This window comes from Desulfallas sp. Bu1-1 (genome assembly GCF_015594625.1).
In the GTDB taxonomy this organism is placed as follows: domain Bacteria; phylum Bacillota; class Desulfotomaculia; order Desulfotomaculales; family Desulfallaceae; genus JADNRQ01.
Genome location: NZ_JADNRQ010000011.1, coordinates 1 through 15084 on the forward strand (window position 1 = coordinate 1; position 15084 = coordinate 15084).

Here is a 15084-nt window from a genome sequence, read left to right on the forward strand (position 1 = left end):
CGAGGGCTTGACCTGATTGGTGGTTAGTGGTGAGTGGTTGGTGGTTGGTAAAACAACCAAAACAAACTACCACTGATAAATAGATTTTACTTGTGCTAACTAAAAGCTGTGCAGTTTTGAGGGAATTTCCGGTGACCATAGCGGAGAGGATACACCCGTTCCCATCCCGAACACGGAAGTTAAGCTCTCCAGCGCCGATGGTACTGGGGTTTGTCCCCGGGAGAGTAGGTCGTTGCCGGAATAAATTTTGAAACCCTCCGGGTAAACCGGAGGGTTATTGTATTTAAAGAACAGCGTTGTATAAAAAATTCATTAGATACCAGGAAGGGATTAATGCCAAGAAAATATAAAATGCGACCTCGTCAACTGGATTTGATAAAATGCGATAATGTGATAAGATATAAACGTACGTGTATAGATAGCTTATTTATCACAAGTATCAATGCTTTATTATCCATACTTATCTTATGGATTGGAGGAGAGTAGGTTGGCTGACAACCTGGCAAAGAAAATTGAAGACTGGTTAAGGAAACAGGTACAGGATAGAGGTGCCAGGGGTCTTGTCGTGGGATTAAGCGGAGGTATTGACTCGGCTGTAACGGCGGCATTATGCAAAAACGTGTGCCCCGATACAACGCTGGGCGTTATTATGCCTTGCTATAGTGACCCACAAGATGCCGAACATGCCGAACTATTGGCAAAAACAATAGGCATAAAGTATAAAAAGGTGGTTTTGGACGAAGTATTTGCAAAAATGGTTATGCTGTTGACAGGTGAAGAGTACGATCCCGGTAAACAGGATATAACTATTGCAAACATAAAACCTAGATTGAGAATGACCACGCTATACTTTTATGCCGCCAGAATGCAGGGCCTTGTGGTGGGAACGGGTAATCGCAGCGAGTTAACTGTGGGTTATTTCACCAAGTACGGGGACGGCGGCGTGGATTTACTTCCTATAGCTAATTTGGTTAAAAAAGAGGTTAGGGAACTGGCCCGGTTGCTTGGTATTCCCGAAACGATAATAAATAAACCACCCTCCGCCGGTTTATGGAGGGGGCAAAACGATGAATCCGAGATGGGCATTACCTATGATGAACTTGATAACTACATTTTGACCGGTCAGGCCAGCGATCGAGTGCGAAAAATTGTGGATGAGATGGCAAGAAAAAGTTTGCATAAAAAACAACTGCCTGCTATACCACCAGTACAATTATAGTTTAAAAACGGAAAGGAGATGAGCTAATGTCCGGGCACTCTAAATGGTCAACTATAAAAAGAAAAAAGGCTAAGGTTGATGCTCAAAGGGGAAAAATATTCACCAAGCTGGCTAAAGAAATCATAGTGGCAGCAAGACAAGGCGGTGGAGATCCGGAAGCAAACATAAGGTTGAAAAATGCCATTGCCAGAGCTAAAGATGCCAATATCCCAAATGAAAACATCCAGCGCGCCATTCAAAGGGGCACTGGGGAACTAAGCGGGGTAAATTATGAAGAGTTGACTTATGAAGGTTACGGCCCGGGCGGAGTGGCTGTAATGATGGATATAATGACGGATAACCGCAATCGTACCGCGGGTGAAATAAGACATCTTTTTTCCAAGTACGGTGGCAACCTCGGGGAAACGGGTTGTGTTTCATGGATGTTTGATACCAAGGGATTGCTGGTTATCGAAAAAAACAATCTGAATATGGATGCTGATGAATTATTGCTTACCGCTCTTGATGCGGGGGCGATCGATGTTAAAGAAGAAGACGACAGTTTTGAAATCATTACGGAACCGGACGACATAAATAAAATAAGCGAAATACTTGAAATTGAGGGGATAAAAATAAGTCATTCCGAAGTTACCAAGATACCTCAAACAACGGTGAGGTTGGACGGCAAACAGGAAGAGCAAATGTTGAAGTTGCTGGATGCTCTAGATGATCATGATGACGTCCAAAATGTATATACGAACTTTGAAGAAGCCGAAGATAATTAACGGGTTGCTCAAGAGGGCAACCTATTGTTATTTTTTGTAAAAAGTTTGGCAATACTACTAGTTAAAAGATCAAAGAGGGTATTGTCATGATCAAAAAGATGTTGGGAGTATTTTCTGCTATTTTATTAGTAATCATTGTGGCGGCAGTTGTTTATGTATCTATGGTATCTTTAAGTGACCCCGCGCTTAAACCGGTTTCCACCGTCATCGAAAGTGTTACGGGCCGCCGGGTGACTTCGGTGGTAAAGCCGTATACCACGATAAAAAAGGCAAACGAGTATACATGCGGGGATGTCGAGGTTTACTACCGTGGCCCGGCTCCTTCTGAATTAATTGGCCTGGACCACAGCCGGTTGCTAATGAAGTTCCCCGAACAGGCCGGCTGGAAAATTGAGGATCAAGGTGATGAAATCGTAATTACCCGTAAAGTGGACGGGCTATGCGGGATGCATAAGGAATACAGGCACTTGGGCCTGTATAACGGGCGGCTGGCCGTATACCAGGGTCCGCTGGGCTATGACGGTATACTTTTGCGCGTGGAGGAAAGTATTAAAGTTGAAGCATTGCCGGAGCCGTTACTTGGTCAATTGAGAAAGGCAGCTGATTTTAATAGGCTTAATCAAAGTGAGCAGCTCGAATTAAAAAATGCCATCGAGTTTCCAGAAGAAACTACGATGAACAATGTACTGGAAAATTTGGATGAGTATAATGAATAATGACATCGAACAGATGTTGTTATGTATGTATAGTTGTGTTACCATTTAATAAGGAGTGACGGGGAATGCGTATTTTGGGGGTAGATCCGGGTATAGCCATAACGGGATACGGCATTGTAGAGTTCAACGGCAATAAGTTTTACCCTGTTACGTATGGCTGTTTCCGCAGCGCGGCGGATAAACCCCTTTACTTGAGGCTTTATCAACTGTTTAACGAATTAGACGGTTTAATTGTAAAATACCAGCCGCAATGTTTAGCCGTTGAGGAATTATTTTTCAACCGGAATGTCCGGACGGCCATGGTGGTTGGCCAGGCGCGGGGTATAGTTTTGCTGGCCGCGGCACGGGCTGGAATTGAAGTTTATGAATACACGCCATTGCAGGTTAAACAGGCTGTGGCAGGTCATGGAAGAGCGGAAAAGAAACAGATTCAATATATGGTGCGAGTCATTTTAAACCTTGCTGAAATTCCAAGGCCCGATGACGTGGCGGATGCGCTGGCGGTGGCGGTGTGCCATGGAAATAACTGCAGCGGTTTGGGGGCGCTGTTATGATAGCTTTTCTCAGGGGCAGGGTGGCTATGGTTGAACCGGATGCGGTAGTAATTGATGTAAACGGAGTAGGTTACAGGGTTAATGTTACTGCGGCCTTTAAAACCATGTTACCGAGCAACGAGCAAGAGATACAGGTATTTACGCACATGATCGTGCGTGAAGACGATATCCAACTGTACGGTTTTCTGTCCCCGGAGGAAATCAGTGTTTTTACATTACTGCTTGGAGTAAACGGTGTGGGGCCCAAGGCCGCCATGGCCGTGCTGTCATATTTGTCCCCGCAGGGACTGGGAAGGGCGCTGGCCCTGGAGGACACCTCGGCCCTGACCATGGTTCCGGGCGTGGGAAAAAAAACCGCTCAGCGAATACTGCTGGAATTAAAGGATAAATTTAAGAAGTTTAACTTAAACCTGACTGAACAGCCGCAACCGCAGGTGCGTAACGGCACATTCCCGGATGCGGACGACGCCGTGGCTGCGTTGTTGGCGCTGGGGTACAGCGCGAGCGAGGCCCGCGATGCGGTTAACAAGGCGGTAGAATCCGGTGCGGCGGGTATATCGGAATCTATTAAAACAGCGCTGCGATTTTTGGATAAAACGAAGAAGTAAGGGGGGCGGCTTCGGTTGCTTTTTGTAACCGGGGCGCAATATGGAGGATATAAAAAGAGAAAGGATAATATCCGCGGTTTTGTGTGAAGAGGATACGGATACCGAGGCCAACCTGCGGCCGCGCAAGTTATGTGATTACATTGGTCAAAATAAGGTAAAGGAAACCATTGAAATATTTATTCAGGCCGCCTTGCAGCGCGGCGAACCGCTGGATCACGTGCTGTTGTTCGGCCCCCCCGGCCTGGGTAAAACCACCCTGGCCAATATCATAGCCAATGAAATGGGTGTCAGTATCCGCACAACTTCCGGGCCGGCCATTGAGCGTCCCGGTGATCTTGCCGCTATCTTAACCAATCTCCAGCACGGGGACGTTCTTTTTATCGACGAGGTGCACAGGTTGAGCCGGGCAGTGGAAGAAATCCTATACCCGGCCATGGAAGATTTCGCCCTGGACATTATCATCGGAAAGGGGCCCGGAGCGCGTTCCATCAGGGTTGATTTACCGCGCTTTACCCTTATCGGCGCCACCACCCGGGCCGGTTTGATGACGTCACCCCTGCGCGACCGGTTTGGAGTAATCAGCAGGCTCGATTATTACCGGGTTGAGGATCTGGTAACCATTATTACCAGGGCCGCCCGGATTCTAGGGGTTGGTTTGACCGCCGGCGGGGCCGAGGAAATTGCCCGGCGGTCCCGCGGTACTCCGCGCATAGCCAACCGCCTGTTGAAGCGGGTGCGGGATTACGCTCAGGTGAAAGCGGGCGGAATAATCAATGAGGCAGTGGCTGTGGATGCTCTGGAATTTTTCGAGGTTGACCCGTTAGGTCTTGATCAGGCAGACCGCCGGGTGCTTTCCACAATCATCACCAAGTTCGGCGGCGGCCCGGTGGGGCTCGAGACCATTGCCGCCGCCACCGGTGAAGAAGCGGGTACTATTGAGGATGTTTACGAGCCCTACCTGCTGCAATTGGGCTTGTTGGCCCGAACCCAGCGCGGCCGCGTGGCAACGCCGGCGGCATACCGGCATTTGGGTGTGGAAATGCCCGGTGAAAAACAGTATACATTATGGTAAGGGGAGCTATTTGTGAAAATATTGTTGCACACTTGCTGCGGTCCCTGTACGATTTACCCGCTAAAAAAATTGAGGGAAAGCGGTCATTTAATTTACGGTTATTTTTACAACCCCAATATTCACCCTTTTACCGAGTGGCAAAAAAGAAAGGATACTTTGCTGGAATATGCCCGGGACAACGATTTTAAGGTCATTGTTGAGGATGATTATGACCTGGAAGGCTACTTGAGGGAATTGGTACATCGTGAAACCGTACGTTGCCGTTTTTGTTACGCGATGCGCCTGCGCCGGGCGGCTCAAGTGGCCCGGCGGGGCAAGTTTGATGCGTTCAGTACCACGTTGCTGGTGAGCCCCTATCAAAAACATGATTTAATCAAGGAGATCGGCTCGGCCATCGCAGAGGAAACGGGGGTATCCTTTTACTACGATGATTTCAGGCCTGGATACCGCGAAGCAACGGAAATATCCCGATCGCTTGGTATGTACAGGCAGCAATACTGCGGCTGTATTTACAGCGAAAAAGATAGATATTATAAAAAAAATAAAAAGCAATGAAAAGGGTGGCCATATGAATTCCGTTTATTATCTAGGCAAAATGATATTGATGTTCGGCGTTTTCATGGTGATTGTCGGCGGGTTGTTAATGGCGGCCGGGAAAATTCCGGGCCTTGGCCGGATGCCCGGTGACATTTTAATTCAAAAGGGCAACTTTACTTTTTATTTTCCGGTTGTCACCATGATTATTTTAAGCCTGCTTTTAACCGTAATCATAAATCTAATATTTAGAAGGTGAAACAGCTCGCTGCAGGCAGGAATAATAATTTTTTTGTCGAACCTTCCATGATATGGCATCTTAAAGGGAGGTTCTTTTTTTATGCCGGTGGGGAAAATCAAAAGAAATCCTGGCGCTATTGGCCTGCTGATCATATCGTTATTGATCACGCTGTTTACCTGGCCTGCCGACAGGGCCGGCGGTGAGGCCGGGGTAATTCCCGAAACCGTAAGGGTGGGATTGATGCAAAATGCCCCCCGGGTTTCGTTCAGTTTCGAAGGGGCATATAAATTGGTCGACATCGAAACGGGACGGGTAATTGCCGAGGATGGGGGTAAACACCGCTGGTTGATTGAAGATGCCGGAGGGTTACTGGCCGTGCTGCGTGACGGCAGCCAAATCGGGATTTTTAGCGGACCGGTCAGGGCTGAAGAAACCGGCAGTAATATTAACGTGCTGGCGGAAAAGGGAACATTATTGCATAACGGCGATATATCCGGAATGGCTGTTGCCTCCGGTTTAAATGGTGATGTTCAATATATCGATGCCGCCCGCCGGGATTATTACCTTATGGATGGCAACGGGCAGGTTCAACCTTTGCCCCGCGGGCAGTTAAATTTAATTTGCCTTGAAAAAAACGGGCAGGTTATGCGTTACCGGGGTAATTTGGAAGTCAGAGCAACGGGCGGCGGGTTGACGGTAATCAATGAATTACCGGTAGAACATTACCTGTATGGAGTGGTGCCGGCGGAGATGCCCGCGTCTTTTCCGCCGGAAGCGCTGAAAGCCCAGGCAGTGGCTGCACGCAGTTACCTGATCAGCCAGTTGGGCAGTTATGCCAGGTATGGTTTTGACGTGCTGGACACGCAAAGCAACCATGTTTACGGCGGTTTTAACAAGGAAAACCCTGTTACCACGCGGGTCGTCGATGAAACCAGAGGGTTGGTGCTGGCGTACCACCAGCAGCCTGTTGCGGCGTTCTACCATTCTTCCAGCGGGGGCTTCACCGAAAACAGCGAGGATATTTGGAACAGCTACCTGGCGTATATCCGGGCAAAGCCCGACCCCGCCGACGCCAATGATAAGCATTATAACTGGACGGTTCATTATTCCGTTGAACAATTGACCACGCTGGTCAACAACAAGTTGAAAAGCTATGCGCAACCGGGGGAATTAAAGGAATTTTCCGCCATCACCGATTTAATTGAAGTTGAGCGCACATCCACCGGCCAGAGAGTTAAGAAGTTATTGATCGAGGGGGTCGACGCAGACGGTAACCCGGCCCGGGTTTCCATCTCAAATGCCGACCGGGTTCGTAGCGTTTTGGGCTTGAAAAGCGCGCTGTTTATAATCAACAAGGAGATTGGTCCCGATGGTAAAATGACGGGCGTGGTTTTTACCGGCAGTGGCTGGGGGCACGGGCTGGGTCTCTCCCAGTGGGGCGCCCGGGGTCTGGCCGAGAAAGGTTATAGTTTCCAAGATATTTTGCAATACTATTATACAGACGTGGACCTGGTGGCAAATTACGGGATGATGATTTTCGCAGGGAAGGATCAATGAAATTATCCGATTTCGATTATTTTCTACCCGAGGAACTGATTGCTCAAGAACCAGCACCCAAACGAGACGAGTCCAGGCTTTTGGTATTGCATAAAAACGGGGGCGAACTTGAACACAGGCTGTTTAGGAACATTGTGGAATACATTGAACCGCGGGATGTACTGGTGATAAACAACTCCAGGGTTATCCCGGCCCGGCTTTGGGGTGAAAAGGAAGGGACGGGCACCAGAATTGAGGTGCTTTTGCTTACCCGCCGGGACGAGCATACCTGGGAGGCGCTGGTACGCCCCGGGCGCCGCATCCCTCCCGGAACCCGTATAAATTTTGGACGGGAACTGAGCGGAACGGTGGAAGCCATTCTGGATGACGGCCTGCGCCTAATTAAATTTCAGTACGAAGACGAGTTTGAACGGGTACTGGACAGGTTGGGATCAATGCCCCTGCCGCCGTATATAAAAAAACAACCACAAGATCCAGAGCGCTATCAAACTGTTTACGCGCGACATCCCGGTTCGGCTGCGGCGCCTACCGCGGGGCTTCATTTTACCCCGGAGCTGTTAAAAGAAATCAGGGATCAAGGAACTTCGATAGTGCCGGTGTTATTGCACGTTGGGCTGGGCACGTTCAGGCCTGTGAAAGTGGAGGACATTACCCGGCACCGGATGCACGCCGAGTATTATGAAATTCCCCCGGATACGGCCAGGGTAATCAATGAAACAAAGGCCAAAAGGGGGAGGGTAATTGCAGTCGGTACTACCACCACCAGGTGTTTGGAAACAGCGGGACGGCATGGCGGCGAATTGCGTCCTTGTTCGGGGTGGACCGATATTTTTATTTATCCGGGTTATACTTTCAGGGTTATTGACGGAATCGTGACCAACTTTCATTTGCCGCGCAGTACGCTGTTGATGATGATCAGTGCACTGGTAGGCCGGGAGCGGTTGCTCAAGGCATATGAGGAAGCTGTGCGCAGGCGCTACCGGTTTTTCAGTTTTGGAGATGCCATGTTAATTATTTAAATCAATTTCAGAACAAAAGAGGTAAAAAATGGCTATAAATTTTACGGTAACAGGGGAAGATAAGGGGAGCAGGGCCAGGCTGGGGTTACTGAAGACACCTCATGGAACGGTGCAAACGCCAATATTTATGCCGGTTGGGACACAGGCCGGCGTAAAAACCATGACGCCGGAAGAAGTGCGCCAGGCGGGGGGAAGGATGATTCTCAGCAATACATACCACCTTTACCTGCGACCGGGGCACGACATAGTGGCCGAGGCCGGCGGGTTGCATAACTTTATGCACTGGGACGGCCCGATACTGACGGATAGCGGGGGGTTTCAGGTATTCAGCCTGAGCCCCTTGCGGCGGATAACGGAACAGGGTGTTACGTTTCGTAGCCACATTGATGGTTCCGAGCATTTTTTCAGCCCGGAAAAGTCAATGGAAATCCAGATGGCGCTGGGTGCCGATGTGGCGATGGCCTTTGACGAGTGCGCGCCCTATCCCTGTAGCTACGAGGAAGCGCGTGCTGCCGTCGAACGTACCACCCGCTGGGCAGAGCAATGTCTGAAGCATCATCACCGGGAAGACCAGGCGTTGTTCGGCATTATTCAAGGTGGCGTGCACAGGGACCTGCGGCTTAAAAGCGCGGCGGAAATCACCGCACTGGGTTTTCCCGGCTTTGGAATCGGCGGACTGAGCGTCGGGGAACCAAAGCCGTTGATGTACGAGGTGCTGGATTATCTAGTTCCCGCCATGCCCGCGGACAAGCCCCGTTATTTAATGGGGGTGGGATCCCCGGATTGCTTGTTGGAAGGTGTGGCCCGGGGGGTGGATATGTTTGACTGCGTGCTCCCGACGCGTATTGCCCGCAATGGAACGGTATTTACCAGGGACGGTAAGCTGGTGGTGCGAAATGCCGAATACGCCCGGGACTTCAGGCCGATGGACCCCGAATGTGGTTGCTACGCCTGTAGAAATTATTCCCGGGCGTACATCAGGCACCTGATTAAAGCAAACGAGGTGCTTGGGATCAGGTTGACCACCTGGCATAATCTGCATTTTGTGCTGAGGTTGATGGAAGAAATTCGCGCAGCCATAGCAGGCGGGTATTTCGTTGAATACAAGAACAAATTTCTACAGCGTTTTAAACTGGAGTAATAGTCGTACAAAATTTTACATGAACAAAATAAAAAAAGGGAAATGCCTAACTGTACAGAATTAGTATTATGTTTTGAGATCACTGGGAAAGGGGGGGTAAAGTGTGAATGAATCTTTGCTGGGCATTTTATATATTGTCGGCTTGTTTGCCTTGCTTTGGTTTCTGATGATCAGACCCCAGCAACAACGCCAGAAAAAGCACGCCGAAATGGTTCGCGGTTTAAAAGTAAATGACAGGGTAATTACCATTGGCGGGATTTACGGCACCATTATCAAGGTTAAGGAAGATACTCTCATTTTAAAAGTGGCCGATAACGTAAGGATTGAAATATTAAAAAACGCGGTTTCCCAGGTTATACCCAATAAAAATGAGGAAAACGACAAAGAATAACACTTTGGAGTAGGCTCCGGGTCTACTCTTTTTAATGAGAGCATTTATTGCGGTACAAGGAGGGGGCTTTTTGGTTACCCTGGAGGATGTCAAGAAAAATCCGATTATTGATAGTTTTATCAGAAAAGGCAATGAATATCTTGGCGCGATGGGCTTTACCGAACATAGTTACCGGCACGTCAACCTGGTATCCAGTATTGCCAAAAATATCCTTCTTAAGCTGGACTACAAGCAGCGAGAGGCCGAACTGGCGGCAATAGCCGGTTACCTGCATGACATCGGCAACGTGGTGAGCCGTAATGACCATGGTATTTCCGGAGCAACCATCTGCTGTCCTATATTGTTGCAAATGAACATGCATCCCGATGAAGTAGCCACTGTTATCTCGGCCATAGCCAATCATGAAGAACAGTATGGACAACCCGTCAATACCGTGGCGGCGGCGCTGATTATGGCGGATAAGTCCGACGTGCACCGCTCCAGGGTACGCAACCAGGATTTTGCCACCTTCGATATTCATGACCGGGTTAATTATGCCGTGGAACATTCCTTTGTCTGGGTGGATGAAAAAAAGCGGACCATTACCATGGAATTGGAAATTAACACTGAGATAGTACCGGTTATGGAGTATTTTGAAATCTTTTTAACCAGAATGATGTTATGCAGAAGGGCGGCGGTATTTTTAAACTGCACTTTCGAACTGGTAATCAACGGGGCCAGATTATTGTGATTATGTTAAGGGGGAGAACGGATGAGATGGAGTAAAATTCTAACTCTGGTTATCATTGTGCTGGTAGTAATATCCGTGGGCTTAACTGCGGCGGCACCGCTTCCGATCTTCAAGAATATTAGCTGGCTGCCCTGGGGCAAGGAGATTATTCTTGGCCTGGACCTGCGCGGTGGTGTGCACGTGGTGCTTGAGGCGAAGGATACACCCACATCCAAGGTCACCGAGGACAGCATGAAAAAGGCGGTGGCTGTGCTGGAAAACAGGATCAACCAAACCGGCGTCACCGAACCCGTGATCCAACGCCAGGGCGAGCGGAGGATCATCGTTGAACTGGCCGGCATCAAAGATCCGGAAAAAGCAGTGCGGGAAATGATCAAGCCGGCTTACCTGGAGTTTAAAACCGAAGATGGTAAGACAATTGTTACAGGTGCAGATTTAAAGGATGCCCTTGAGGGCCGCGATCCGAATTCCGGGCAGGTGGAGGTGGATCTCACTTTTACCGCGGCCGGGACCCGTAAGTTCGCCCAGGCCACGGCCGCCAATGTCGGCAAACCGATCGGTATCTACCTGGACGGCCGGCTGCTCCAGAACCCTGTTGTGCAGGAGCCGATTACCAACGGTAAGGCCAGAATTACCGGTTATGAGAGCCTGGAAGAGGCGCACACAATCGCCATCCTTCTGCGTTCCGGTGCGCTTCCCGTGCAACTGGATGTAATGGAAAAAAGGACCGTGGGGCCGCAGCTTGGCCAGGATTCCCTTGACCGGTCCATCAACGCCGGCATTGTGGGTTTAATCGCCATTCTCGTTTTTATGATCGTGTATTACCGCGTTCCCGGGGCCATTGCAGACCTGGCCCTAATTATTTACGCGCTGATCGTGCTGGGCATCTTTATCGGCATTCATGCCACCATGACCTTGCCCGGTATAGCCGGTTTCCTGTTGTCATTGGGCATAGCGGTGGATGCCAACGTAATCATTTTCGAGCGCATTAAAGAAGAATTGCGGTCCGGTAAAAGCATACGATCCGCCATCGACGCCGGCTTCAAGCGGGGTTTTGTGGCGGTGTTCGACGCCAATGTAACCACTTTGATCGCTGCCGTAGTGCTGTATTATTTCGGCACCAGCATGATCCGCGGTTTTGCGGTTACACTGAGTATCGGTATCATGGCCAGTATGTTTACGGCCATCACTATGACCAGGTGGATGCTGCACTTGGCCGCCGGTACCAATCTGGTCAAAAATGTTAAATACTATGGTGCGTAAGGGAGGCGGGATAATTGTTCCACTTTATTAAACACAGAAAGATCTGGTACATCATTTCACTGCTTGTTATTGTCCCCGGCCTGGTCTCCCTTGTACTGCAGGGCTTGAATTTGGGCATTGACTTTACCGGCGGTAACCTGGTGGAAGTTAGGATGAGCCGGGATGTTGCGATTCAACAGGTGCGGGATGTTGTGGAAGATTTGGGCTATGGGGCTTCACGTAACGTGCAGAAGAGCGGTCAAGACATTTATTTGATCAGGACCAGGGAGTTGACCGAGGAGGAAAGCGCCAAATTAATTGCCGCATTGGAGGATAAACTGGGCCAGATGGTGTTGTTGCGCAACGAAAGGGTGGGCCCGGTGATCGGTAGGGAACTTACAACCAAGGCAATCCTGGCGCTGGTGATAGCTTCGGCGCTGATGCTGGTTTATATTACCTTCCGGTTTGAATTTAAGCAAGGTGTGGCGGCGGTTTTGGCTTTGTTGCACGATACCCTGGTTGTAATCGGTATCTTTTCCATATTCCAAATCGAGGTTGACAGCGCCTTTGTGGCTGCCATTTTAACCATCATCGGTTATTCCATTAACGATACCATTATCATTTTCGACCGCATCAGGGAAAACTTAAAGATGAGGAAAAAAGGGGAGACCCTGGAAGACCTGGTCAACATCAGTTTGTGGCAGACCCTGACCCGCTCCATCAATACCGTCCTTACAGTGGTATTTGTACTGGTAGCACTGTTTTTTCTAGGCGGCACCACAATCAAATCCTTTGTGCTGGCCATGCTGATAGGGGTTACCAGCGGGGCATACTCCTCTATCTTCAACGCAAGCCCTATTTGGGTTGACTTAAAACTGCTTGAGAATAAGGGCAAGTAATAACAATATGAGCGGCTTTTTAACCATTAATCGTTTGGCTAAAAAATACGGGGTATTATACCCCGTTTATTTTTTGGGTCCGGTCGGGGTAAATTAAAAACAGGTTTTGGAGGTAGCATTGCGATGGAGACTAAAGAAAAAGTGTTACAAGCCCTGGAAGAAAGAGTTAAAGAATTGGCTATGAACATGGAAAAAATGAAACTGGCTGAATATGTGGATTTACTGGAAAACCCTGTCAGGTTGCTGTACATAAATTTTATCAGCGGCATTGCCAGGGGGCTTGGAATTGCCGTCGGGTTTGCGATTTTGGGGGCAATTATCGTACTGATTCTACAAAAACTGGTGGCCCTCAACTTACCCGTGATCGGCAACTTTATCGCCGACCTGGTAAAGATCGTGCAATTGCAGTTAGGAGAACAATAAGCCGGAGGTAGAACATGAACAAAGATCAACTGGCCAAGATTAAACAACAGCTTCAGGATGAAAAAAGACATCTGCAGCGTGTAGTCGATGATATCGACGAAGGCGGGCTGGCCGTGCCGCTTTCCGATTCCATCGAGGAGCTTTCAACCTATGACCAGCACCCTGCGGACGTGGCAAGCGAAGTTTTTGAGCGGAGCAAGGATTTTGCCTTGCGGGAGGGCGCCATGATTAAACTGCGTGCCATTGATCACGCGCTGCAAAGAATCCGGGAAGGTACATACGGGGTTTGCGAAAATTGCGGCAGGGAGATACCGCCGGAGCGCCTGGAGGCCATACCGTATACCACGCAATGCGTGCATTGCCGCGCCGCCGCCGAAGAAGCTTCCAACAGGGTGAACGTGCGCCCGGTGGAGGAGGATCTCTTGGAACCACCCTTTGCAAAATCTTTTGATGATGCTACAGGTAAAAACATGTATGACGCCGAGGACTCGTGGCAAGATGTAGCCACCTGGCAGGAACACGCCCCCCATTCCGGCGCCGGTTCCTATTATGGCGGCGGCGAGGCTGATGAAGAACCAATAGGTTATACTGAGCTGGTGGATCATATCCCTTACGAGGTGGGAGACGATGGTATTATTTACGAAAGTACCCGGGGGATGGACGACGAAAAGGCTCCCGATGAGCGAATCGATGTGGGCCTGGAGCACGAGGCTGGTCGTTAATCTATAGTAATTCAATAATTAACACCTCTTTTTAGTTGAACCTTGTTTATTATCCGGGCATATGCTATATTAAAGATAACTTAATAACTATTAGTCAGGCTGGGCCGGAAAACCAGCCGGGCCGTATGGCAGCGGTTATGCCCGCGGGACTTCATCTTGACCTTGGTGGATGAGGTCCTTCGGGCATTGATTTTGAGGAGGATTTTATGGATTCGCAAAAGAAAATTAAAGTTGCGCGCCTTTCCATCATTTCCAACTCAGTGCTAACCATAGGCAAGCTGGTGGTTGGCATTAGTATGAACTCGATCAGCGTCATATCGGAGGCTATTCATTCCGGGCTTGACCTTATGGCCGCGCTGATAGCCTACGCTTCCGTGCACGAGTCCAATAAACCCGCCGATGACAGGCACAGGTACGGCCATGGTAAATTTGAAAACCTGGCTGCTATCATTGAGGCGGTGTTGATTCTGGTCGCGGCGGGGTTGATCGTTAAGGAAGCCGTTCCCAAGTTATATGGAGCAACGGAGGTAAAGTCCCTGGGTTTGGGCGCAATAATTATGGGCATTTCAGCCCTTGCCAATATTTATGTTTCATCCCGGTTGATGCAGGTAGCCCGTGAAACCGATTCACCCGCGCTTGCCGCCGATGCCTGGCACTTGAGAACCGATGTTTTAACCTCGCTGGGTGTGCTGGCCGGGATTACCGCTATCAAGTTGACCGGCTTATACATCATCGACCCGGTCATTGCCATAGGGGTTTCATTATTGATTTTAAAGGCGGCATTTGATTTGTTGCGGGAATCCATGGGCAGTATTCTCGACGCGCGACTGCCTGACCACGAAGAAAAAGTGATCAGGGAGGTATTGCAATCTTATGAGGATCAATATGTAGAGTATCGAAAATTGCGCACCCGCAAGGCGGGTCCCCAGCGGCACATAGATTTTAGCCTGGTTGTGCCGCGGGGTAAACAAATAGTATCGACCCATTCTTTATGTGATAGTATCGAACATGATCTAAGCCGGCGCATACCCGGTGCTGAAGTGGTTATTCACCCTGAGCCGTGTGTTCCCGGGGAAGGGGACTGCGAGATATGCCGGGTTAAGCTCATTTATTGCCAAACGGATGAACAAACCGGCCGGTGCGATGCGTGCAACGGAAATTGCCACAGAGGGCCAGAAGCCAAAAAATAAAGGGGTGGCCACCCTATAAATCTGGCGCGATTCCCGTATTACATTATATTAATAAAAGGATT

General features: G+C 49.3%; 18 protein-coding genes and 1 rRNA gene. All 19 read left to right on the forward strand.

From position 1 onward, the window contains the following. Nucleotides 1–127: 127 nt before the first annotated feature. Nucleotides 128–241 (forward strand): 5S ribosomal RNA (rrf, locus tag IT084_RS11050). Nucleotides 242–487: 246 nt separating this feature from the next. Then, complete coding sequence (nadE, locus tag IT084_RS11055; RefSeq protein ID WP_243276918.1) at nucleotides 488–1219, forward strand: NAD(+) synthase; 732 nt, start codon at nucleotides 488–490, stop codon at nucleotides 1217–1219. Between the two features lie 26 nt (nucleotides 1220–1245). After that, nucleotides 1246–1983, forward strand: a complete 738-nt coding sequence (locus IT084_RS11060) for a YebC/PmpR family DNA-binding transcriptional regulator (RefSeq protein ID WP_195712933.1) — start codon at nucleotides 1246–1248, stop codon at nucleotides 1981–1983. 86 nt (nucleotides 1984–2069) lie between these two features. After that, nucleotides 2070–2699, forward strand: a complete 630-nt coding sequence (locus IT084_RS11065) for a hypothetical protein (protein WP_195712934.1) — start codon at nucleotides 2070–2072, stop codon at nucleotides 2697–2699. Between the two features lie 65 nt (nucleotides 2700–2764). Beyond that, nucleotides 2765–3253 carry a crossover junction endodeoxyribonuclease RuvC gene (gene ruvC / locus IT084_RS11070; RefSeq protein ID WP_195712935.1) on the forward strand — a complete coding sequence of 163 codons (489 nt, stop codon included), beginning with the start codon at nucleotides 2765–2767 and terminating at the stop codon, nucleotides 3251–3253. Further along, nucleotides 3250–3861, forward strand: a complete 612-nt coding sequence (ruvA, locus tag IT084_RS11075) for a Holliday junction branch migration protein RuvA (RefSeq protein WP_195712936.1) — start codon at nucleotides 3250–3252, stop codon at nucleotides 3859–3861. The genes ruvC and ruvA overlap by 4 nt, the downstream gene beginning before the upstream one ends. Nucleotides 3862–3901: 40 nt before the next feature. Further along, a complete protein-coding gene (ruvB, locus tag IT084_RS11080) occupies nucleotides 3902–4933 on the forward strand; it encodes a Holliday junction branch migration DNA helicase RuvB (protein ID WP_195712937.1) in 1032 nt (343 codons plus the stop codon). Nucleotides 4934–4945: 12 nt separating this feature from the next. Continuing rightward, entirely contained in the window at nucleotides 4946–5488 is a 543-nt protein-coding gene (locus tag IT084_RS11085; protein ID WP_195712938.1) for an epoxyqueuosine reductase QueH, read from the forward strand. A 13-nt stretch (nucleotides 5489–5501) separates the two neighbouring features. After that, entirely contained in the window at nucleotides 5502–5726 is a 225-nt protein-coding gene (locus tag IT084_RS11090; protein ID WP_195712939.1) for a DUF2905 domain-containing protein, read from the forward strand. An 81-nt stretch (nucleotides 5727–5807) separates the two neighbouring features. After that, the gene (locus tag IT084_RS11095) at nucleotides 5808–7265 is read left to right on the forward strand and encodes a SpoIID/LytB domain-containing protein (RefSeq protein ID WP_195712940.1); all 1458 of its coding nucleotides are present in this window, start codon (nucleotides 5808–5810) and stop codon (nucleotides 7263–7265) included. Continuing rightward, entirely contained in the window at nucleotides 7262–8284 is a 1023-nt protein-coding gene (gene queA / locus IT084_RS11100) for a tRNA preQ1(34) S-adenosylmethionine ribosyltransferase-isomerase QueA (protein WP_195712941.1), read from the forward strand. The genes IT084_RS11095 and queA overlap by 4 nt, the downstream gene beginning before the upstream one ends. A 28-nt stretch (nucleotides 8285–8312) precedes the next feature. Then, nucleotides 8313–9425, forward strand: a complete 1113-nt coding sequence (tgt, locus tag IT084_RS11105; RefSeq protein WP_195712942.1) for a tRNA guanosine(34) transglycosylase Tgt — start codon at nucleotides 8313–8315, stop codon at nucleotides 9423–9425. A 103-nt stretch (nucleotides 9426–9528) separates the two neighbouring features. Then, on the forward strand, nucleotides 9529–9816 hold the full coding sequence (gene yajC, locus IT084_RS11110) for a preprotein translocase subunit YajC (RefSeq protein ID WP_195712943.1): 288 nt from the start codon (nucleotides 9529–9531) through the stop codon (nucleotides 9814–9816). A gap of 70 nt (nucleotides 9817–9886) precedes the next feature. Continuing rightward, on the forward strand, nucleotides 9887–10546 hold the full coding sequence (locus IT084_RS11115; protein ID WP_243276919.1) for an HD domain-containing protein: 660 nt from the start codon (nucleotides 9887–9889) through the stop codon (nucleotides 10544–10546). A gap of 21 nt (nucleotides 10547–10567) precedes the next feature. Beyond that, nucleotides 10568–11809 carry a protein translocase subunit SecD gene (secD, locus tag IT084_RS11120; protein ID WP_195712945.1) on the forward strand — a complete coding sequence of 414 codons (1242 nt, stop codon included), beginning with the start codon at nucleotides 10568–10570 and terminating at the stop codon, nucleotides 11807–11809. Nucleotides 11810–11823: 14 nt separating this feature from the next. Then, nucleotides 11824–12687 carry a protein translocase subunit SecF gene (gene secF / locus IT084_RS11125; protein WP_195712946.1) on the forward strand — a complete coding sequence of 288 codons (864 nt, stop codon included), beginning with the start codon at nucleotides 11824–11826 and terminating at the stop codon, nucleotides 12685–12687. 123 nt (nucleotides 12688–12810) lie between these two features. Continuing rightward, nucleotides 12811–13110: a DUF5665 domain-containing protein gene (locus IT084_RS11130; protein ID WP_195712947.1), complete on the forward strand. Its 300-nt coding sequence runs from the start codon at nucleotides 12811–12813 to the stop codon at nucleotides 13108–13110. 14 nt (nucleotides 13111–13124) lie between these two features. Continuing rightward, nucleotides 13125–13832 carry a TraR/DksA C4-type zinc finger protein gene (locus IT084_RS11135; protein WP_195712948.1) on the forward strand — a complete coding sequence of 236 codons (708 nt, stop codon included), beginning with the start codon at nucleotides 13125–13127 and terminating at the stop codon, nucleotides 13830–13832. Nucleotides 13833–14038: 206 nt separating this feature from the next. Then, nucleotides 14039–15022: a cation diffusion facilitator family transporter gene (locus tag IT084_RS11140; RefSeq protein WP_195712949.1), complete on the forward strand. Its 984-nt coding sequence runs from the start codon at nucleotides 14039–14041 to the stop codon at nucleotides 15020–15022. Nucleotides 15023–15084: the final 62 nt, after the last annotated feature.

Coding starts and splice junctions, on each gene's coding strand:
- IT084_RS11060 (WP_195712933.1), top strand. CDS start 1,246: ATGTCCGGGCACTCTAAATGGTCAACTATAAAAAGAAAAAAGGCTAAG.
- IT084_RS11065 (WP_195712934.1), top strand. CDS start 2,070: ATGATCAAAAAGATGTTGGGAGTATTTTCTGCTATTTTATTAGTAATC.
- ruvC (WP_195712935.1), top strand. CDS start 2,765: ATGCGTATTTTGGGGGTAGATCCGGGTATAGCCATAACGGGATACGGC.
- ruvA (WP_195712936.1), top strand. CDS start 3,250: ATGATAGCTTTTCTCAGGGGCAGGGTGGCTATGGTTGAACCGGATGCG.
- ruvB (WP_195712937.1), top strand. CDS start 3,902: ATGGAGGATATAAAAAGAGAAAGGATAATATCCGCGGTTTTGTGTGAA.
- IT084_RS11090 (WP_195712939.1), top strand. CDS start 5,502: ATGAATTCCGTTTATTATCTAGGCAAAATGATATTGATGTTCGGCGTT.
- IT084_RS11095 (WP_195712940.1), top strand. CDS start 5,808: ATGCCGGTGGGGAAAATCAAAAGAAATCCTGGCGCTATTGGCCTGCTG.
- queA (WP_195712941.1), top strand. CDS start 7,262: ATGAAATTATCCGATTTCGATTATTTTCTACCCGAGGAACTGATTGCT.
- tgt (WP_195712942.1), top strand. CDS start 8,313: ATGGCTATAAATTTTACGGTAACAGGGGAAGATAAGGGGAGCAGGGCC.
- secD (WP_195712945.1), top strand. CDS start 10,568: ATGAGATGGAGTAAAATTCTAACTCTGGTTATCATTGTGCTGGTAGTA.
- IT084_RS11130 (WP_195712947.1), top strand. CDS start 12,811: ATGGAGACTAAAGAAAAAGTGTTACAAGCCCTGGAAGAAAGAGTTAAA.
- IT084_RS11135 (WP_195712948.1), top strand. CDS start 13,125: ATGAACAAAGATCAACTGGCCAAGATTAAACAACAGCTTCAGGATGAA.
- IT084_RS11140 (WP_195712949.1), top strand. CDS start 14,039: ATGGATTCGCAAAAGAAAATTAAAGTTGCGCGCCTTTCCATCATTTCC.